Annotated in this window: 23 protein-coding genes; 7 read left to right on the forward strand and 16 right to left on the reverse strand. The window is 46.6% G+C overall.

Annotated elements, in window-relative coordinates; translation table 11 throughout:
• Nucleotides 1-17: 17 nt before the first annotated feature.
• Nucleotides 18-866 (forward strand): LiaG family protein, encoded by an 849-nt coding sequence (liaG, locus tag N288_RS19835; RefSeq protein WP_022544369.1) that lies wholly within the window; start codon nucleotides 18-20, stop codon nucleotides 864-866.
• 18 nt (nucleotides 867-884) lie between these two features.
• On the opposite strand, the gene N288_RS19840 is transcribed toward liaG, so the two are convergent.
• The gene (locus tag N288_RS19840) at nucleotides 885-1,685 is read right to left on the reverse strand and encodes an aminoglycoside adenylyltransferase domain-containing protein (RefSeq protein ID WP_009793123.1); all 801 of its coding nucleotides are present in this window, start codon (nucleotides 1,683-1,685) and stop codon (nucleotides 885-887) included.
• 181 nt (nucleotides 1,686-1,866) lie between these two features.
• On the opposite strand from N288_RS19840, the gene N288_RS19845 reads away from it, so the two are divergent.
• On the forward strand, nucleotides 1,867-2,565 hold the full coding sequence (locus N288_RS19845; RefSeq protein ID WP_022544370.1) for a C39 family peptidase: 699 nt from the start codon (nucleotides 1,867-1,869) through the stop codon (nucleotides 2,563-2,565).
• Nucleotides 2,566-2,845: 280 nt separating this feature from the next.
• On the opposite strand, the gene N288_RS19850 is transcribed toward N288_RS19845, so the two are convergent.
• Entirely contained in the window at nucleotides 2,846-3,211 is a 366-nt protein-coding gene (locus N288_RS19850) for a winged helix-turn-helix transcriptional regulator (protein ID WP_009793120.1), read from the reverse strand.
• Nucleotides 3,212-3,376: 165 nt separating this feature from the next.
• Here N288_RS19850 and hxlA point away from each other — a divergent pair, with 165 nt between their 5' ends.
• The 3 genes from hxlA to N288_RS19865 are packed head-to-tail and all read left to right on the forward strand — an operon-like array spanning nucleotide 3,377 to nucleotide 5,315.
• Nucleotides 3,377-4,009 (forward strand): 3-hexulose-6-phosphate synthase, encoded by a 633-nt coding sequence (hxlA, locus tag N288_RS19855; protein WP_009793119.1) that lies wholly within the window; start codon nucleotides 3,377-3,379, stop codon nucleotides 4,007-4,009.
• A 4-nt stretch (nucleotides 4,010-4,013) separates the two neighbouring features.
• Nucleotides 4,014-4,571: a 6-phospho-3-hexuloisomerase gene (gene hxlB / locus N288_RS19860; protein WP_035402189.1), complete on the forward strand. Its 558-nt coding sequence runs from the start codon at nucleotides 4,014-4,016 to the stop codon at nucleotides 4,569-4,571.
• 27 nt (nucleotides 4,572-4,598) lie between these two features.
• Nucleotides 4,599-5,315 (forward strand): 3-ketoacyl-ACP reductase, encoded by a 717-nt coding sequence (locus N288_RS19865; RefSeq protein WP_009793117.1) that lies wholly within the window; start codon nucleotides 4,599-4,601, stop codon nucleotides 5,313-5,315.
• Nucleotides 5,316-5,353: 38 nt separating this feature from the next.
• Here N288_RS19865 and N288_RS19870 read toward each other — a convergent pair whose 3' ends face one another.
• From N288_RS19870 to N288_RS19905, 8 genes are all read right to left on the reverse strand, one after another.
• The gene (locus N288_RS19870; protein ID WP_009793116.1) at nucleotides 5,354-6,421 is read right to left on the reverse strand and encodes a hypothetical protein; all 1,068 of its coding nucleotides are present in this window, start codon (nucleotides 6,419-6,421) and stop codon (nucleotides 5,354-5,356) included.
• A 98-nt stretch (nucleotides 6,422-6,519) separates the two neighbouring features.
• The gene (locus N288_RS19875; protein WP_009793115.1) at nucleotides 6,520-7,296 is read right to left on the reverse strand and encodes a sulfite exporter TauE/SafE family protein; all 777 of its coding nucleotides are present in this window, start codon (nucleotides 7,294-7,296) and stop codon (nucleotides 6,520-6,522) included.
• A gap of 275 nt (nucleotides 7,297-7,571) precedes the next feature.
• Nucleotides 7,572-8,699, reverse strand: a complete 1,128-nt coding sequence (locus tag N288_RS19880; RefSeq protein WP_009793114.1) for an MBL fold metallo-hydrolase — start codon at nucleotides 8,697-8,699, stop codon at nucleotides 7,572-7,574.
• A 39-nt stretch (nucleotides 8,700-8,738) separates the two neighbouring features.
• A complete protein-coding gene (locus N288_RS19885) occupies nucleotides 8,739-9,314 on the reverse strand; it encodes a sulfurtransferase TusA family protein (RefSeq protein WP_009793113.1) in 576 nt (191 codons plus the stop codon).
• A 37-nt stretch (nucleotides 9,315-9,351) separates the two neighbouring features.
• Nucleotides 9,352-9,645, reverse strand: a complete 294-nt coding sequence (locus N288_RS19890) for a rhodanese-like domain-containing protein (RefSeq protein WP_009793112.1) — start codon at nucleotides 9,643-9,645, stop codon at nucleotides 9,352-9,354.
• Between the two features lie 12 nt (nucleotides 9,646-9,657).
• Nucleotides 9,658-10,137 (reverse strand): DsrE/DsrF/DrsH-like family protein, encoded by a 480-nt coding sequence (locus tag N288_RS19895; protein WP_009793111.1) that lies wholly within the window; start codon nucleotides 10,135-10,137, stop codon nucleotides 9,658-9,660.
• A gap of 54 nt (nucleotides 10,138-10,191) precedes the next feature.
• Nucleotides 10,192-10,419: a sulfurtransferase TusA family protein gene (locus tag N288_RS19900; protein ID WP_009793110.1), complete on the reverse strand. Its 228-nt coding sequence runs from the start codon at nucleotides 10,417-10,419 to the stop codon at nucleotides 10,192-10,194.
• Between the two features lie 81 nt (nucleotides 10,420-10,500).
• Entirely contained in the window at nucleotides 10,501-10,764 is a 264-nt protein-coding gene (locus tag N288_RS19905; protein ID WP_009793109.1) for a metal-sensitive transcriptional regulator, read from the reverse strand.
• Nucleotides 10,765-11,098: 334 nt separating this feature from the next.
• Between N288_RS19905 and N288_RS19910 the strand changes: the two genes are divergently transcribed.
• Nucleotides 11,099-12,289: a cation:proton antiporter gene (locus tag N288_RS19910; protein ID WP_009793107.1), complete on the forward strand. Its 1,191-nt coding sequence runs from the start codon at nucleotides 11,099-11,101 to the stop codon at nucleotides 12,287-12,289.
• 45 nt (nucleotides 12,290-12,334) lie between these two features.
• Here N288_RS19910 and N288_RS19915 read toward each other — a convergent pair whose 3' ends face one another.
• From N288_RS19915 to N288_RS19940, 6 genes are all read right to left on the reverse strand, one after another.
• Entirely contained in the window at nucleotides 12,335-12,922 is a 588-nt protein-coding gene (locus N288_RS19915; RefSeq protein ID WP_156917063.1) for a sterol desaturase family protein, read from the reverse strand.
• 176 nt (nucleotides 12,923-13,098) lie between these two features.
• Nucleotides 13,099-14,262, reverse strand: coding sequence for an ABC transporter permease (locus N288_RS19920; protein WP_009793105.1), 1,164 nt, complete (start codon nucleotides 14,260-14,262; stop codon nucleotides 13,099-13,101).
• A gap of 34 nt (nucleotides 14,263-14,296) precedes the next feature.
• Nucleotides 14,297-15,238: an ABC transporter ATP-binding protein gene (locus N288_RS19925; protein ID WP_009793104.1), complete on the reverse strand. Its 942-nt coding sequence runs from the start codon at nucleotides 15,236-15,238 to the stop codon at nucleotides 14,297-14,299.
• Complete coding sequence (locus N288_RS19930) at nucleotides 15,235-16,107, reverse strand: ATP-binding cassette domain-containing protein (RefSeq protein ID WP_022544373.1); 873 nt, start codon at nucleotides 16,105-16,107, stop codon at nucleotides 15,235-15,237. Before N288_RS19930 ends, N288_RS19925 begins: the two co-directional genes overlap by 4 nt.
• A gap of 2 nt (nucleotides 16,108-16,109) precedes the next feature.
• Nucleotides 16,110-16,505 carry a GntR family transcriptional regulator gene (locus N288_RS19935; protein ID WP_009793102.1) on the reverse strand — a complete coding sequence of 132 codons (396 nt, stop codon included), beginning with the start codon at nucleotides 16,503-16,505 and terminating at the stop codon, nucleotides 16,110-16,112.
• Nucleotides 16,506-16,520: 15 nt separating this feature from the next.
• Complete coding sequence (locus N288_RS19940; RefSeq protein ID WP_009793101.1) at nucleotides 16,521-17,240, reverse strand: hypothetical protein; 720 nt, start codon at nucleotides 17,238-17,240, stop codon at nucleotides 16,521-16,523.
• Between the two features lie 258 nt (nucleotides 17,241-17,498).
• On the opposite strand from N288_RS19940, the gene N288_RS19945 reads away from it, so the two are divergent.
• Nucleotides 17,499-19,196, forward strand: coding sequence for a methyl-accepting chemotaxis protein (locus N288_RS19945; protein WP_009793100.1), 1,698 nt, complete (start codon nucleotides 17,499-17,501; stop codon nucleotides 19,194-19,196).
• Nucleotides 19,197-19,232 lie beyond the last annotated feature (36 nt).

Consider the following 19,232-nt stretch of genomic DNA (forward strand, 5'->3'; position numbering starts at 1 on the left):
TAGAAAGAGGTTCCCATATGAAAAAAATCATTCTGTTATTCCTGGTTATCACCGGTCTTTACCTGGCCTTTACAAGCTTCAGCCATTTCAGCTGGCTGGGCCTGGGCGCAAACGGAAAGGAAAAAGCTTCAGCCGAGCGGGTAAGCCGGATTGAAGTAAATGTGTCAGGAGTAGAGACAACTATCATCCAGGAAGAAAGAGATACCGTTGAAGCCGTTCTGGATGGCAAGGGTGAAGTGAACGTGAAGAAAAACGGCAGGACAATAAAGGTCGATTATAAACGAAAATGGCCTCACTGGTTCGGCGGCTTTGAAAAGACAGAGCTCAGCATTTATATCCCTCAAGACTATGACAAAGATCTGGACATCAATCTCGGCTCCGGAGATTTTGATTTTGCCGGCAATGAACCGATAAAGCTGCGGGACGTCTCTCTGGATATGAGCTCAGGAGATGTTATGCTCGGAGACCTTCAAGTCCGGGAATTTGAGCTTAACGGCGCATCTGGAGAACTATTCATCTCTTCATTGAAAGCAGAAGAAGCAGACCTTGAAATCAGTTCAGGCAGCACCATCATTGACAGCTTAGAAGGAAAACTTGAGGCCGGCATCGCATCAGGAGAGCTCGGCATCAAAATGAAAAAGCTTGCGGCACCTATCGACCTGGATGTCAGCTCAGGCGATGTCCAGCTCGATTTGCCTGATAGTGCCAGCTTTACACTTGATGCCCATTACAGCAGCGGTGACATTCATGCAGATGTCCCCATGGACCAAAAAGAAGTGAAAGACAACCGCATAAGCGGCTTCAATAAGGAAGGCAAACATGAAATCAAAGTTGATGTTTCCAGCGGTGATGTCAGCATTTATTAATCTGGAAAGGGCCCCTCATTAGGAAGGTAGGCCCTTCTTTTCTTTCAGGATGGACGAAGATAAATGATCCATCAGCTGAAGCGCATCCGTGATCATATCTAGTTCCGGTGCTTCCGGAGGTGTATTCCCCTTTCGGACAAGCAGAGCCAATTCAATCACTGAATGCCATTTTTCCGGCATATTCATGAGCCCATATTTCCCTGCCCCTGCTTTGGAGGTGATCCCGTTCTCCCGAATGGTATAAAACTGCCGCAGCAGGCCCAGTATGCTCCACTCCAGCTCTTCATAAATCATCTCTGCCGGAAGCGCCATAATTCTTTTCGGGTCAGCTTTCATTGCCTCCGTTCTTTTCCGCCAGTACGACTGGCTGTTCTCCCTGATATATTCAGCCAGGTCCTCCTCCCGAACAGGGATAGAAAGATCTGAAATGTCTGGGCCCCTTAATCTGACTCCATGATCTTTTAAGATTCTCCACATGACCGGGTTAAAGGGCGCGCCCTCTTTAAATTCTCCGCCATTATAGATATAGCGGGATTCCGCTGCAAGACTGCCAAGGTCGTCCCATATGATATAGCAGCCATCCAGTTCTGGAGATTGATGCTTAAAAGCAAGCTCTCCATGGACCCTGATAAGCCGATCTGCTTCCTCCTGACTTAAGACACCTTTTGTTACCGCAATAAAGTCAATATCGCTTTTGCCCGGCAGATAAGCTCCGAGCGCGGCAGAGCCATGGATATACAGGCCTTCCAGCCTGCCTGGCAGATAACGGTCGGCCAGTTCCATATACTCTTCCATTATCAGATAAAATCCATTTCCCAATCTGCTGCCTCCCCCCTGAGATTTTCTTATCACCTTCTACTATTCGAGCCGGAAAATAAAAAACCTTCTGTAAAAGAGAAATTACCTGCCAGTCCTTCACTAAGGCCCCGGCATGCTGCTTCAGGTTAATTCATCGGTAAAAAGGGAAAGGACAATAAAAACGCTAAAGGAGAGAAATTCTTTGAAAAAAGCAATGATAGCTGCAGTTATTGTGCTTGCCGGCTGTTCTGACAGCAGCGGTGCCGAAGAAGAAGCTGTCTCCAGGCCAGCAGAGGAGCAGACAGCCGAGCAGATGATGATCGATGCCCCGCATATTTCCCAGAAGCCTGAGCTGATGAGGGGCTGCGAAGTGACAACTCTTGCCATGCTGCTCCAGGATGCTGGTGTCTCTGTTGACAAAATGACCCTATCCGAGGAAATCAAGCGGGTGCCTTTCGAGGAAAACGGTGTCCGCGGCAACATCCATGAAGGATTCGTCGGCAATATGAAGACAATGGATGAGCCTGGCCTTGGCGTTTATCATGAACCGGTCGCCGAACTGGCAGAAAACTATCTGCCGGGGAAAATAAAAGACATGACAGGTGAAAGCTTTGACTCTGTACTGGCGCAGGTCGAAGATGGCCGCCCTGTCTGGGTCATCGTCACCAGCACCTTCGATAAACTTCCTGAAAGCGAATGGGAAACATGGGAGACCGAAAGCGGACCTGTCAAAGTCACCTACAGCATGCATTCAGTCCTTGTCACAGGATTTGATGAACAAAACCTCTATGTTAATGACCCTCTCGACAAAAAAAACCGCAAGCTCCCGCGGGAAGAGTTCATAGCCGGCTGGGAGCAGATTGGAAAGCAGGCCATTACTTATGAGAAAGCGGCAGATTAACAAACGAATCATTGGCATTCCAGCTTTATGATAACAGAAGGCAGAATTTGCTCTGCCTCTTTTTCCCATTCCTCCATGAGAGATGCCGCTGTATTCAGGAACCTTTCATGGGCACTATCTCTAGCCATCTGTCCCCCTGCAGGTTTTTCTTCCGGGCCATAAAGGGAATCTGCAAACAGCCGCTTATTTTTCTACTTCTGCTGCTAAAATCCAGCCGGCAGGACAACTTAATAAAGTGAAAAACAAAAAAGACTGCTTCGCATGAAGCAATCTTTTTTCGTCATTTTGCAGTCTGATCGGGATCCTGGCCAGAGTTTATGACGGTTTCCATATAATTTTTCCCCCAGCTGTACATGCTGTCCAGGATTGGCATGAGCGTCCTGCCCTGTTCAGTAAGGGAATATTCGACCTTTGGCGGCACGACAGGATAAACTTCGCGGTGGACGATTGCATCTTCCTCCAGCTCGCGCAGCTGGTTGACGAGCATACGCTGGGTGATGCCCGGTATAAGGGCTTTGAGTTCGCCAAATCGTTTGGTGCCTTCTTTGCCCAGGTGCCATAAAATAATCATTTTCCACTTACCGCCAATCACGGAAAGAGTCAGTTCTTTTTCGCAGTTAAAGGTTTTATCCAGCATGCGGGACATCCCAACCACCTCCGAAGCCTATTATAACTCATTAGTATACTTTTAGGCACTATGTAAAAATAAAGTGCGTACTTATAATTGAGAGTTGTTATCTCTATAATAACATTCATACTGTGATATTCAAAAACACAGTTCATCCCAGACAATTATGAAGGAGTGAAAGAAATGGAATTACAATTAGCATTAGACCTGGTAAACATTCCTGAAGCAATCGAGTTGGTGAAAGAAGTAGAGGAGCATATCGATGTCGTTGAAATCGGCACTCCTGTTGTTATAAATGAAGGCCTCAAAGCCGTTAAAGAAGTAAAGGAAGCATTCCCTAACCTGAAAGTGCTTGCCGACCTGAAGATCATGGATGCAGCAGGATATGAAGTCATGAAGGCATCTGAAGCTGGCGCAGACATCATCACGATCCTCGGCGCTGCTGAAGACGAGTCCATCAAAGGGGCCGTAGAAGAGGCGAAAAAGCAAGGCAAAAAAATCCTTGTTGATATGATTGCCGTCAAGGACCTTGAAGGGCGCGCAAAAGAACTGGACGAGCTCGGCGTTGACTATATTTGCGTACACACCGGCTATGACCTGCAAGCTGTGGGCCAGAACTCTTTTGAAGATCTAAAAACAATTAAAAGCGTTGTAAAAAATGCCAAAACAGCCATCGCGGGCGGAATCAAGCTTGAGACCCTTCCGGAAGTGGTCAAGGCTCAGCCGGATCTGGTCATCGTAGGCGGTGGCATCACCAGCCAGGACGATAAAAAAGCAGCTGCAAGCAAAATGCAGGAAATCATCAAGCAAGGGTAAGATGATGGATACTATAGAATACCTGAAAAAGATTCTGAACGAGCTGGAACATGCGGCTGAAGCGATTGACCCAGGGCAGGCGGAAGCACTCGCAAGCCAGATACTCGAATCCGGAAAAGTGTTCACAGCAGGCGCCGGCAGGTCAGGATTCATGGCAAAATCCTTTGCCATGAGGCTCATGCATATGGGGGTCGACGCCTATGTCATCGGCGAAACCGTCACGCCGGGCTTCGAGGAGAATGATCTGCTGATCATCGGGTCGGGCTCCGGAGAGACAAAGAGCCTCGTTTCCATGGCTGAAAAAGCCAGGTCGATCGGCGGCAAAATAGCAGCCGCTACAATCGTCCCTGACTCATCCATCGCCAGCCTCGCTGACATCACTGTCAAAATGCCTGGCGCGACAAAGGATCAGAACGAAGGCGGGCTTTCCACCATCCAGCCGATGGGATCACTGTTCGAGCAGTCCCTTCTCCTGCTTTATGATGCCATCATCCTTCGCGTCATGGAGAAAAAAGGCCTTGATTCAGCCAAAATGTTTGGCAGGCATGCCAATTTGGAGTAGTATCATATCATTAAAAGGAGTGATCTTATGCAAAGCCTAAAAGGAAAAACAGCTTTAATCACAGGCGCCGGCCGCGGCATCGGCCGTGCAGCAGCTATTGCTTTCGCCAAGGAAGGCATTTCTGTCGGCCTGCTTGGAAGAACTCTTTCCAATCTTGAAAAAGCAGCCGAAGAGCTGAAAGAGTACGACGTAAAAGTATCCTATGCTGCTGCCGATGTCCAGGACAGCGATTCCGTCAACAAAGCCGTTGAAAAGATAACGTCTGAGCTTGGCCAGATCGATATCCTGATCAATAATGCAGGCATCGCTAAATTTGGCGGCTTCCTGGAGCTTTCCCCGCAGGAGTGGGAAGACATCATTCAGGTAAACCTGATGGGCGTCTACCATGTCACACGTGCGGTCCTGCCTGGAATGATCGAAAGAAAATCCGGCGATATCATCAATATCTCATCAACTGCCGGCCAAAAAGGTGCTCCTGTGACAAGCGCCTACAGTGCTTCCAAGTTTGCCGTCCTCGGCCTGACAGAATCACTGATGCTTGAGGTCAGAAAGCATAATATCCGGGTCAGTGCCCTGACGCCAAGCACTGTGGCGACAGATCTTGCAATTGAAACAAACCTGACTGACGGAAATCCTGAAAAAGTCATGCAGCCTGAAGATTTGGCAGAATACATGGTGGCCCAGCTGAAGCTGAACCCGCGCATTTTTATTAAAAATGCCGGAATGTGGTCTACCAATCCATAAGAATCTTAAGAAGCAGACCGCACTGGTCTGCTTCTTTTCTATCTCTCCTTAGTCAGCTCAACCTTTCCGACTGTAAAATAAAATGGGGACGGGAATGGCGGGCGCCTCTTCTTTTTTAAACAGTCCAGGGCGATGTTCATCCAGTTTCTTTCCCTGTGCAGCCCTGTAAAAAATACATAGAGGGTATTCCGGTCAGCTTCCGACTCCCCATAGTGGCCTGAGGGGCTGCCAATGCCATGCTTGTACCAGTCCTCCCCCTCCTCTGCATCCAGGATACAATAAGGATCAGATGACCAGCCGCTGCGCTTTCCGTCCGGCTCAGTTCCCTGCAAAAGCCACAGGCCCTGTTTGGGAAACGGCTTTCGCCCATATAAATTGGTGCTGCGGCATACCAGCATTTCAAACCCTTCCGGTGCTGAAGGGTGAACTGATGCATCATAATAGTTTTCACCCTCTCCAAACAAAGGGAAAGGGCTGCTCCAGCCTGTCAATCCATTGTCACTTTCTGTGTACATGATTGTATAATGCGGATAGCCCTTTTTCCCTGTCTCCCGTCTTGTGGTTACATACCACATCCTCCACTTTCCATCAATGAATCCTGCCTTAGGCTCGAGCACATTCGGGCTGCTGCTCGTCCCCTTAATTACCGGGAAGGGTATCCTCCTCCAGCCGCCGGCTGTCCTTTCAATAGCCCCGATAGAGTATGGAGCATCATTGTCGAGGACCTTTTTGGAGGCTCTTCCTGTATAATAAATCAATTCTTTTGTTTCACCATTTTTTCCTTTTCCCTTCACATAGCAGGGAGTATGAAAGCCGAAGTAATCCCAGCTCCCTTTCTCGGAATTCTCAATAAGAGGCTTTGCCTTTTTCGGGTTCTGATTATCCATGGAAAGCTTCCAATTATTGCTGCTGAGCGGTTCCCCATGCGGGAGCGAGGCGGTGAATAGGTTGTTTTTGAAATTTGTCTGAAAGCCGCCGATAAACATCTGCCACCGGCCATCCACTTTTTCTACATGCGGATCCCCAAATCCAAGAACATTGGTGATTTCGCCATACCTCTCAATCTGGTCAAATAGCTTGACCGGCTTTTTCACAATATATTTCATATAGAAGTCACCCCGCCTCTCATCTATGCTATCGTTAATTTATGCTATATATCTTTTCACATACAAAAAAACCGCCCCTCTTGAGGGGCAGCATCCTGTTATAAAATATCCATCCAGGTCTTAATAGCTGTAGCGAAGATCAGGACAGCCAGGATCACTTGCAGCAATTTCGTATTGGCTTTTTTCCCTGCATTCGCCCCAAGAGGAGAGGCCAGCAGGCTTGCCGCAACCATGATCAGGGCTGGAAGATACTCCACCTGTCCGGTCGAAATCTTAGCCGCTGTTGCACCAATGGAAGAAATAAATGTAATGGCGAGGGAAGATGCTATCGTCATCCTTGTTGGTATTTTCAGGACAGCAAGCATAATCGGAACAAGCAGGAAGGCTCCGCCGGCGCCGACGATTCCCGCACCGATGCCGACGATGAAGGCAAGTGAAGCAGCAAGCCATTTATTAAAAACGACCTCATCGAGCGGAACATCATCAATCCTCTTCTTCGGAATGAACATCATGACCGCCGCAATCAAGGCAAGTATGCCGTACACAAGGCTGATGCCTGCTTCTGGCAGGAATTTCGAACCGAATCCGCCGATCATGCTTCCGGCAAGGATGCTGATGCCCATATAAAGGATCAGGGACTTATTTAAAAACCCTCCTTTACGATAGGCCCATACACCGCCGATTGTCGCAAATAGCACCTGGACCGCACTGATGCCGGTAACTTCATGCGCAGTGAATGAAGCCAAACCCAAAAGAGCCGGTATATACAGCAGCATAGGAAAATTGATGATCGCACCGCCTATGCCGAGCAGCCCGGAAATAAACGATCCAGCAAAGCCAAGCAGGAAAATGACGATGATTAATTCAATGCTCATGGTTCTCATCCTCCCTTTTCAGGAAAAAGCCTGCCGGCTGTGAAAATTCAAACGGCAGGCTTTTCCCTCATAAAAAAACGGCAATTTTCACTTAGATTACTGTCTAGCAGCTGCGCCCCCTCGAGGTCACAAGTCAATCCTCCCAAAAAGGCAAAGAACGCCTTTCTGGAGGATCGCCTTGAGGCCCCCAAGATGGGGGTCATGCAGACGTTGCCACAGGACGTGGCGTTCTTAGTCTGCGTTCCTTTAGTAGCAAGGCGCTTGCGCTTTTCTAATTACCTGACAGCACAGCGGTTTGGACCTATTTCCATTTCACGCTGCTCTTCTTCATCAGGAGTGATTCTGCCCATATTGGTTTTGCGGATTTCCTGATAGGCATTCGGCTGCGGCGGGAGGTTTTCGGTGACCAGCCTGCGGAATTCTGCCTCATCGCTGATGTTCAGGCCATGGTTTTCTGCAAATAAGGTGCCCAGCTTCTTAGAAACAGAACCATCATCATTCAATTCATCAATGATCATGAAATGGGCCGGCAGAACGAGCAGCTCTTCAGACAGATCGCGGTATCGCTTATACAGTGTCTCACGCAGATCCCCTACCCAGTCGTCTGCCAGGCCGGCCAGATCAGGACGGCCAATGCTGTCGATGAATAAAATATCGCCAGAAAGCAAGTATCGTCCATCAATCACGAAAGATGTTGATCCAATCGTATGGCCAGGAGAGTACAATGCATGGATATCAATAGCAGTTGTGCCGATTTTCACTGTTCTTCCATCTTCAAGGCTGCTGTAATCGAAAGTGACTTCGCCGGCATCCTTTGGCGGCAGCCAGTAGCTAGCGCCAGTTTGCTCAGCAAGCATTCTTCCTCCGGAAATATGGTCGGCATGAAGATGTGTGTCAAACACATGCTTGATCGCTGCGCCTTTTTCGTCAGCAAACCCTCTGTATGCTTCCGTCACTCGGGCTGCATCAATAATGGCCGCTTCCCCGCCGGAAATCGCCATATAAGAAAGACAGCCTTTCCCCAGGCGCACAAATTGGTACAGCTCTCCGCCGTCCTTCAGGTCCCCAACTTTGACCGGTTCAAGATGCTCGCTCCATGCCTTCATTCCGCCCTGCAGATAAGATACATCCAGCCCTTCATCGGAAAGCATCTCAGCTACCATTACAGATGAACCTTCCTTGGCACAGACAACCAGGATATCTTTATCTGCCGGCAGCTTTTCCATAATCTCCCCGACGCCGTCCAAAAGATCGAAATAAGGAATATTCAAATACTGAAAGTGGTCTCCTTCCATTTTCCAATCCGCGAATGCATCATGATTTCGGACATCAAGAATGAACATTTCTTCTTTTTGAATTACTTTTTGCGCAGCTTCTTCAGCAGTCATTGCTTTTACAGTCAACCCAATTACCCCCTACCGTATACTTTAATGCAAAATTTTTTATTGATTCATACTGGCTGATGGTCCGTTCCACTGGCTCATGCCAGGGATCACATTTTTAACATCCTTGAAGCCTTTGGCATCAAGCATCCTTGCAGCAAGATCGCTTCTGCTGCCTGTCCGGCAGACTACATAAACCGGCGCTTCAACGTCCAATTCTCCAGCGCGCTCCTCCAGCTCTCCTAATGGGATGGAGACAGCGCCCGGAATGTGGTGGAAAGCAAATTCTGCAGATTCCCGTACATCCAGCACAATGATATCGCCGTCTTCTCCCACAAGTTTCTCAAGATCTTCATTGCTGACAACATGAGGATGCTTTTTCTCCTGCACCTCTTCGCCGCTTGCTTTGCGCAGATAATGCTTAAGCACGCCTTCCTCTTCAACAGTTCCAAGATACTGATGGCCGGCACTTTCAGCCCAAGCCTTCAAATCTGCTTTTGAACCTTTATCAGTAGCCAGCACCTCCAGTACTTCGCCTGCATTCATGCCCGTAATCATTTTTTTCGTTTTGACAATTGGCATAGGGCATGCAAGCCCTTTTGCGTCAAGAGTGGAATCTGTTTTAATCTGTGTCATCTTTAAACCTCCCGGGGTATATGATTTCCTAAAAAAATTACTCCGTGCGCCCTTCCCAGGCAAGCATTCCGCCTTCCATATTAACAACCTTGAAGCCATGGGATTCAAGCAGCTGGCACGCCCTTCCGCTGCGGCCTCCTGACCGGCATACAAGGACATATTCTTTATTTTTATCAAGCTCATGCATCCTGAATTCAAGGAGTCCAAGCGGGATATTCACACTATCAGGAATACGGCCCTCTTTTACCTCATCCACTTCCCGGACATCCACAATATTAAGCATTCCTTTTTCCAGCTTGCTTTCTACTTCTTTAGCTGACCATTTCTCCATTGTGTTGCCCTCCTATATAAACAGATTTACATTGCCGTCTTCGGCATCACCAAGATAAGCTGCAACACCAGCATATTCAATATTGTCAAGCAGCTCCTCCTGCTGCAGTCCGAGCAAATCCATCGTCATCGTACAGGCAACCAGTTTTACATCCTGTTCCTGAGCCATCTCGATCAGCTGCGGCAGCGGGAGTGCATTATGCTTTTTCATTACGCCTTTGATCATCTTAGGGCCAAGGCCAGCGAAGTGCATCTTTGAAAGCCCCATTTTATCGGCTCCCCTTGGCATCATCCTGCCGAACATCTTTTCCATGAATCCTTTTTTAACCATAGTATTCTCATCTTTCCGAAGAGCATTCAATCCCCAGAAGGTATGGAAAATGGTAACTTCGTGATCATACGCTGCAGCACCGTTCGCAATGATATAGGCTGCCATTGCTTTATCATAATCTCCGCTAAAAAGGACAATCGTTGTTCTTTTCTTTTCTGACATTCTAATCCCCCTCATCTAATATACTGTACTGGGTATATAACCCTGCAAAAAAAATCAGCCTTTTTTAATGTAAAAAGTAAATACGCCTGCTTCTTCCTTCATATCGATCAGTTCATGGCCTGTTGATGAAGCCCATGCTGTCAGATCGCTCTTCGCTCCCTTGTCAGTTGCCAGGACCTCTAATATCTGTCCTGATTCAAGCTCACCGATTGCCTTCTTTGTTTTAACGATCGGCATTGGGCAAGCCAAACCTTTTGCATCTAATACTTTATTGCTGTTCATGAAAAATTCCTCCTTGGATAATTGTTTTATTTCAATACCTAGTGGGGTATATAATATTTCAAAATAAAAAGGATGTCAACCCTATCTGCTTCTCACAAGCAGATTGACTGCTTCCTTTATCATCTCTTCCGGCTCCAAAGTGCCATCTTCATCGGCATCTTTCATGCATTCCACAAGATTTGTGCTCACGATTACGCCGATTGCCCGGTCAATTGCCGACCTTGCAGCAGACAGCTGGGTAATGACATCCTTGCAATCTGCATCTTCTTCAATCATGCGCATAACACCGCGCATCTGCCCTTCGACCCGCTTGATCCGGTTCTTCGTTCCATTATTATATTCCAAAGGATGCCCCCTCCATTCTTTTGTGAACGCCGCTTTGTTCGGCGGCTATGAACCAATAGTATACCCTACTAGGTATTTTGTCAACACTCCAAATCTGAATTTCTGTAATACTGCATAGCAGGCGCTTTAATACCGGTGATAAGGCTTAAGATTGGACGGGAAGTCTGTAATCCTGCCAGCCTTTTCTTTGCGCTGCAGACTCCCCTGCCTTTTTTTTATCAGCACTGGCATTCATCCTTCCAGCACCGGCTGATCCTGATACCCCCTCGGCTATAAGTTTCTATCTGCTGGCAAAAGGGTAATTTTTCTTTAAAATGCGAAAGGGGGAAAGTGGATGGAGCCGATAAAAATAATACTGCTGCTTTTGGCGGGCTACATTGTTTTGACCATTGATAAAAAGAAAAAGCTGTTCCCAGGTCCGCCTGTATTGGTGCTGATAGGGATCGGCCTGTCTTTTATAGGCTATTTTGCATCGCTTCATATCGGAAAGGAAATTTTGTACGAAATTTTCCTGCCTTCATTATTATTCATTTCAGCATATCGCTTTCCTCCAGCCGCCCTGAAGAAAAATGCAGGCATGATTGGTTTCCTGAGTACAGCCGGCCTTTTGATCACGGCTCTGCTCCTTGGGACTGCCATTTATTATTTTGCCAATCTTTTCGTTAGCATCAGCTTCCTGGGAAGCCTGATGATTGCGGCCATTCTTACACCGACCGATCCGGTTTCCGTCATATCCATCCTAAAGGAGGCATCCTCCGACCCGAGGGTAAGCGAAATCGTGGAAGGTGAGTCCATGATCAATGATGGGACAAGCTTTGTACTGTTCACTGTACTGACAGGGATGTTTGCCAGAGGAGAATCCTTTTCGGTTCTTTCTTTCGCAAAAGACTTTCTCTTTGTATCCCTTGGGGGTATTTTTCTTGGACTAATATGCGGCTGGATCGTCAGCAAGGCCGTCCATGTGACCGAGCGGAAAGATTATCAGGTGATGCTCAGCATCATTCTTTCGTACGGAATCTTCTATGCAGCCGAGCTTGCAGGCGTTTCGGGTGTCCTGGCAACGGTTTCTGCCGGCATCATGCTGTCATGGGAGTTCACTCACACAAATAAGGAAGACCATTACCTGGAGTCGCTCGACAGCTTCTGGGGAATAATCGAGCCAACCATCATATCCCTCGTCTTTCTTATGATCGGAATTGAAGTAACCAGCCATCTGGCCATTGATCAATGGGGCATTGCCTTTGTCATTTTTGCTATGAGCATTCTGATCCGCTTTGCTGTCATCCATGGAACCGTCCTGGCCCTGCCAAAAGAAAGGAAGCTGTTCGGCTGGCGGGAATCGTCCATCATATCATGGGCCGGTATTAAAGGGACCATGTCGGTCGTTCTGCTGCTGATCCTCGATGCAGCACAAACCACCAGGGCGGATATGATCATCTCGCTGACCTTTACAGCGGTCATTTTAAGCTTGATTATCCAAAGCTCAACCATTTATCCCCTTTCCAAAGTGCTTATAAAAAAATGAAAAAGCTGCCATGATGCAGCTTTTTCCCTTGATGAGCATATTTCTTCAGGATGAAAGCTTCTTTTCCCTGCTCCTGCCCTCCAGATCCTTCACCGTTTTGCTTGTTTCCACTTCCTTCTCATCCTTTAACGTCCCAAACAGAGCATCGACAAAAGGGGTTGAGACACCGTACCAATAGTTTTCATTTTTAAAATGGTGAAGGATATGCGTCTTTTTCAGCCATATTCCAAATTTGGATTTCGGTTTGATCGGGCGGTGTGCTACATAATGCTTCCATTCATAGATCAGCAGCATGAGCACGAGGCCGAGGCTGAATGATACCGTATCAGGAAGCGAACCAGTAAGGAAGAAAAAGATGAGGGCAAGGACCGATAAGTTCGGCAGGCTGTACCAGACCGGCAGAAACAGCAGCTTTAAATCATTGGGATATTTGTGGTGGTCATAGTGAATGCGCTTTAAAAATGTCAGAAACAAAGCATTCTTTGGCGGATTAAGATGGAACAGGAAGCGGTGTGTGAGATATTCACTGAACATAAATGTAAGCATTCCCCCTGCTGTAAAAGCAAGGAGCTGCCAGCCAGCACCGAGTACTGCTATATACCAAATGAGCCCGGCTGCAAAGAGGCCTGACATGATGATGATATCAGGATGGAAAAAGAAATCCTTATAAATGCCTTTGCTTTTCAATTGCTTCACACTCCTGTCTAATATGTCCAATATATTCTTGGAGATATTATATGTCAATATTTTCTGAATATTTATTAGGCAATAATAAAAGCCTGGATAGAGTCTATCCAGGCTTTCGCTTTTTAATCCGCTTTACTCAGCCACTTCCACATTTCCTGCGGAGTGGCATTTTTGCCGTGCATTAAAATGCCAACCTTAAATATCTTCCCGGCCGCCTTCATCAGTAAAGCAATACTGGCCAGGAGGATGATTGCTGAAAGAAGGATCTCTCCCCATGGCCATTCCTCCATGACGGAAAGCCTCATGATCCATACCCCCGAGGCTGTGAAGGGGATAAAAGAGCCCGCGATTGCAATCACTCCTTCAGGATCGGAAAAGACCGGCTTGATTAATAAAAGCGGTGCAAAAGGAAGCATCAGTATAAAGCCCTGAAAATTGCTGGCAGAGTTTACATCTTCCACGGTTGCACCCATCCCTGCAAAAACTGCGGCAAACAGCAGATAGCCAAGGATCGCAAACAGCATAAGGACCAACGTTTCCGGGGCTGCGAGATACTGGATCAGCGGGACATCGAGCCTCCATGATGCGGCCGGGATGACGAACAGAAGCCAGACGGCCACCTGAATGATGCCAAGAGTAAAATAACCGATGATTTTCCCCTGCATCAGTTCACCGGATGTCAGAGAAGACAGCATAATTTCAGCTATTTTATCTTTCTTTTCCTGTGACGCACTCTGGAAGATCATCATTCCCGAGATTACAACCGAAAACAGGACAACACCCGCAGTGATTCCCGGGATCAGCTGACCATACATATCCTCTCCAGCGCCCGTCTCCTTCGCATCAACCGCTGCAAAACTGATATCCTGTGAGACTGCTGCCATCTCCTCTTCATCAAGTGCCAGCTGGCTCAGCTGAAAGGCGCGCAAGGGCTGCTCCAGCAGCATCGCCTGCTGCAGAACATCATCCGGTACTCCTTTACTCTTATAGATTGGGAAACGTCCAGCATCAAGTCCGTTCTTTGTCAGTGGAATAAAGATCGTATTCTCAGCCGCTTCAAGCTTATTTAAAATTTCACTTTCAGAGGCATCTGTCAGTTTGACTTCCCAATCAAGCCCTGCCATGATTCCTTCAGTGCCATTCCAGATACCCAGTTCGTCCTTTATAATTACATTAACCGGCTCGGGCTCGCTTTGAAAACGGTCCATCATGGCTGGCAATATGGCAAAAAACAGGAAGCTTAACGGAGTCAGCAAAAGCGAAATGACAAAGGATTTATTTTTCATATTCCGTTTTATCTCCCATTTGGCTACCTTTAAGCTATTGCGCAATTCTATGACCTTCTTTCTGTACAGGATGCTTTTCCGATGCAATGTCTATGAATATTTCATGCAGGGAAACACGGTCGATGGACAGCTCCTGGACTGCCAGCTCCTCAGGCAGCTGCTTCAGCCACCTGGCTGGATGAACAAGGCTGTCGAGATAAAGGACTGACATATCGCCTTTTTGCTCCACCCTCTGCACATGGGGGATTTTCTCCAGCATTGCCGCTCCATTTGCCCCGCGGATTGTGCATTTATAGTTCGCATACTCTTTTTTCACTTCTTCCACCGTTCCAGCAAGGACCTTGTGCCCTTTATGGATCATAAATAACCGGTCGCACATTTCCTCCACCATATTCATCTGATGCGAGGAAAGCAGAATCGCCGTCCCTTTATCCGCAAGCTCCCTGATTTCCTTTTTGAAGACCTCCTGGCTGACTGGATCAAGCCCGGAAAAAGGCTCATCAAGGATGAGAAGGCGGGGCTCATGAAGGACAGAGGCGATAAACTGGATTTTCTGCCCCATCCCTTTGGATAATTCCTCCAGCTTGACCTTCTCCTTACCTTCCATATTGAACTTAGCCAAATACTCAAGAATCCGCTCTTTTGCCTTTTTCAATGGGTAGTCCTTTAACTCCGCAAGATAGAGCAGCATATCCATCACCTTGACATTTTTATAAAGGCCCCTTTCTTCAGGCAGGTAGCCGATCAGGTGGCGGGGAATGCTTTTTCCTGAAGAATGTCCGTGAAACGTGATATCTCCTTCATCCGGCAGAATGATGCCCATGATGCTGCGGATCGAGGTGGATTTGCCGGCGCCATTCGGTCCAAGGATAGCCATGATCTCACCCTCATGCACCGAAAAAGAAATATCCTTCAGCACCTGCTTTTCTTTATATGATTTGCCGATTCCTTCAATAGAAAGTACCTTCCCGGTCACTCTCTCCACCCCTTTTCCTGTTTTGGCTGCTGAAGCATGATGGCCAGCGCTTCCTCAAGCTCCGGCACCTCTTCCTCCAAAATCGAAATGCCAGCTTTTTTAAAATAACGTTCTGCTTCCAAGGCTGCCGAGGTTATGACCATCCGATCCCCCTGGCGTGATACTTCCCCCGGTATGCTTGAATCCGGCAGCTGGCCCACCCAATACTTTTTAAACTTGAGGGCCAATTCATCTTTTTCAAAATGGCCAGTGATTTCTCCATCCTTCATAAAAAGGATATAATCGGCCAGTTTGCGGATATCCTCTGCCTGATGGGTCGCAATGATCATCGTCTTATCTCCCCGCTCCATCCACTTAGCTAGCACTTCCATTAAAAGATGCTTTGCAGGTATATCCATGGAGGCAGACGGTTCATCCAGAAGAAGAATCTCTGTATCCCTTGGCAGAGTCAATGCAAGATTAAGCTTCTGCTGGACGCCTTTGGAAAGCTTTCCGTACGGCTTATCAAGGGGAACCGAAAATAGGTTTACAATCTCGTCGAACAGCTGCTTATCCCAGGAAGGATACCATCGCGAAACAAGTGAATACAGCTCATATCCGGTAAGCGTGCTGACGCCGTTCAGTGTCTGGGACTGATAAGCGATGGTCTGCTTCCATGACTCTCCCTCTGAAATCGATTGTCCGTTTATCAGGATATCTCCCTTGTCTCTCTTGGCAAGATTCATCATTAATTTTAATAGGGTGCTTTTTCCTGATGAGTTATTGCCGATCAAAGCTGTGATGGTCCCTGGCTCAAAGCTTGCATTCAAAGGGCCCAGTTTGAAGCCGTCTATATTTTTTTCAAGTCCGGTGATTTCTATTGGCAGCATGCTCATTCCTCCCCGTTCTTAATTTTTTCTACCACTTTATGAAAAATCTCTTCTATTTCTTCAAGTGTGCAGTCATAGCTCATGGCCGTCCGGATGCCATTTTCGAGTGCCTGGTAGACTGAACTGTGCTTAACATCCGCCTTTTCCGATTCAGCCACCTCGGCTACAAAGGTTCCCTTTCCCTGGATCGTGGTGATGAAGCCTTTATATTCAAGATCCTGATAAGCCCTTCTCGTTGTGATGACACTCACCTCAAGATCCTTAGAGAGGGAGCGGATGGACGGTAGCGGCGATCCTGCCGGGAGCACCCCGCTCGCAATCAAAGCTTTTATCTGGCCCTCAATCTGGTGGTAGATGGGAACGCGGGATTCCTTGGATAATCTGATAGGAAGCTCCAAGCGGTTTCCTCCTTTCTATGACAGATAGTCGATTGTAGACATTTTCTTCAGCATGTATTTTTTATAGAAGAGCGTGCAAGCCACTGCCGCTGCTATCGCCAGCAGGGAAGTAAATAATGGCCATCTCCCCGCGGCCATAATCGTCCAGCCGACAAGGCCGCTGCTGTAGGTATTGAAAAGGATGACAGCTGCAATTCCTCCGCCATACAGCATAATGCTGTAAATGACCATGCGGGTGCGGTTGATCATATCGCCAGCTTCCATTACCGGGAAAGACAGGCCAAAGAAAATGCTGAAAGCAAGCCACATAAGAGTAAAGGCAGCAAATCCGCCTATTCCCAGCTCATGGTTCAGACTTGGACTAAAGCTGTACAGCAGAATCATGAAAATCAGCTGTGCTGGGATAACGGTCATAAAATAAGTCAAAAAACGGCTTTTCACCAAAATCCCTTTCCTGATCGGCAGCTGGCTCAGCGTCATGAAATAAGGGGAGGCCCATACATCTCTTTGCACCTTTTGAGATTGGAAGTCTTTTGTCCTCGACCAAGCCCCCGAGAATCCGAATAAAATCATAAACATAAAATCCACAATGGCAGTTTTGCCAATACCGAGCGAAAAAGCTAAAACGGTTACCCCAAGAAACAGGACAGTATTGAGTATGAGCTGTATAAAACCTCTTGCTGATTTGCCCAGTTCAAACTTAACGAGCCACATTGCTTCTTTCCATTCATTCAATTTTGATTCCTCCCACTGTTATACTGTTTATATCTATATACACAGTATATGATATTTAGTATTTTATTTCCAATGTTTTTTAAAGGTTTTAAACACCAAAAACAGTTGTTCCTTTTCTACTCACCACTTATTAAAAAATCCGGATAGGATATCCTCTGATAAGCTTAAGTCAAAATTTCCGATACCCTAAACACTTAAAGTTATTTGACGATAATAAATTGGTGAATCAGACCAATTAAAAGAAAAGGAGTTTGCATAATGAAATTATCAATCAAGCAGAAATTAATAGGAAGCTTCCTAATTGTGTCCTTCATTTTTGGGATTGCATCCTTTATTTCATACAAAAATATGAAAGACTCAAATGAATCTTATGATTATGTAGTTGAAACTGTTGCTGAAGTAAGGGCACTGACACAATCCATCCAGACAGACGCTGCTCTGCAGACAGGCTATTACCGTGCTTTCCTGTTATATGATGAAGACAGTGAAAGTTTCAGAGATATGATGAATCAGGCAAATGAAAGAATCAATGCTTCTATAGCCAAAGGAAGAGAGCTGGCTACCCTGCAGGAAACACAGGATCGATTTAACTCTATCCAGGAAGCAAATAAGAACTTCAAGGAATTGGCTAACCAAATCATGGATGACAGCAGCATAGATAAGGAGAAAGCAATTGCTGACGGCTTAAAATTAATTGTCCCTATCAGCAATAATCTGACAGAGAGCACGCTTTCTATGCATGATTGGCTGAAAGAAGACATTCTTGATGTTAAATTTAAAAAAACACAGGAACAATCCAGCAAAGCACGAATGTTATTGCTTTCTCTAAGCATAGCCGCTGCATTAATTGCTTTGGCCAGCGGGATTATTATCTCTGTGTTAATCACCAGGCCGATTGCGAAACTGGGCAGTCTGGCCAAGCAGGTAGCTGGCGGAAATTTAAACGTGGATACATTGAATTTAAAAAATAAAGATGAGATTTTTGATTTAAATCAATCTTTCGAGGAAATGAAAAATAATCTCAGAGACATGATCAGCTCCATCTCTTCTAACTCTGATTTAGTGGCTGCATCTGCTGAGCAGCTGAATGCGAGTGCGGAACAGTCAACCATAGCCAGCGAAACAGTTTCATCTGCCATACAGGAAATTGCCGGTGGAGCCGAAACCACGACAATAAATCTGGAGAATAATTCAAAAGCCTTAAATGAAGTGCTTCAGGGCATTTTACATATCTCAGAAAGGTCAGCTAATGTGGCCGAGCTCTCAAGAAAGACAACTCAGGAGGCTGAAGAGGGGGAGAAACAGGTTACAGACAGCCTAGAGCAAATGAAGTTTATTCACCATTCCATCAAGCGATCAAACCGAGTGATATCTTCTTTATCCAGCCGTTCAAAAGAAATAGGTTCAATCTCTGATGTGATCAGCGGGATTGCTGATCAAACAAACCTGCTGGCTTTAAATGCGGCAATTGAAGCGGCAAGAGCCGGAGAGCATGGGAAAGGATTTGCAGTGGTAGCTGATGAAGTGCGCAAATTAGCAGAGCAGTCTCAAGCATCAACAAAGAGTATCGCTGACCTGATTGCACTAATACAGCAGGATACAGAAGAATCAGTTAAAATCATGGATGAAGCTGTAATAAATGCAGAAGAAGGCGTAAAAGTTTCAGAGCAAACATCTGAAAAATTTGCCGGGATATTAAATAGCACCAGAAACATTACCCCTCTGATTGAACAGGTTACTGCCACTGTCCAGCAGATTACTGCCAGTATAGATGAAGCGACTAATGCAGCAATGGATATCTCGATGATGGCCCAGGAAAACGCATCAACTTCGGAAGAAGCTGCTGCATCAACAGAGGAACAGCTGGCATCAATGGAGGAAATCCATTCATCTGCCCAAGCATTGGCACAAATGGCTGAAGAATTGAAGCAGGTGGTAGATAAATTTAAAATCTAAGCAGTGCTAGTAGAGCCACTCATATTTTATGGGTGG

Origin of the sequence: Bacillus infantis NRRL B-14911 (assembly GCF_000473245.1) — a bacterium.
In the GTDB taxonomy this organism is placed as follows: domain Bacteria; phylum Bacillota; class Bacilli; order Bacillales; family Cytobacillaceae; genus Bacillus_AB; species Bacillus_AB infantis.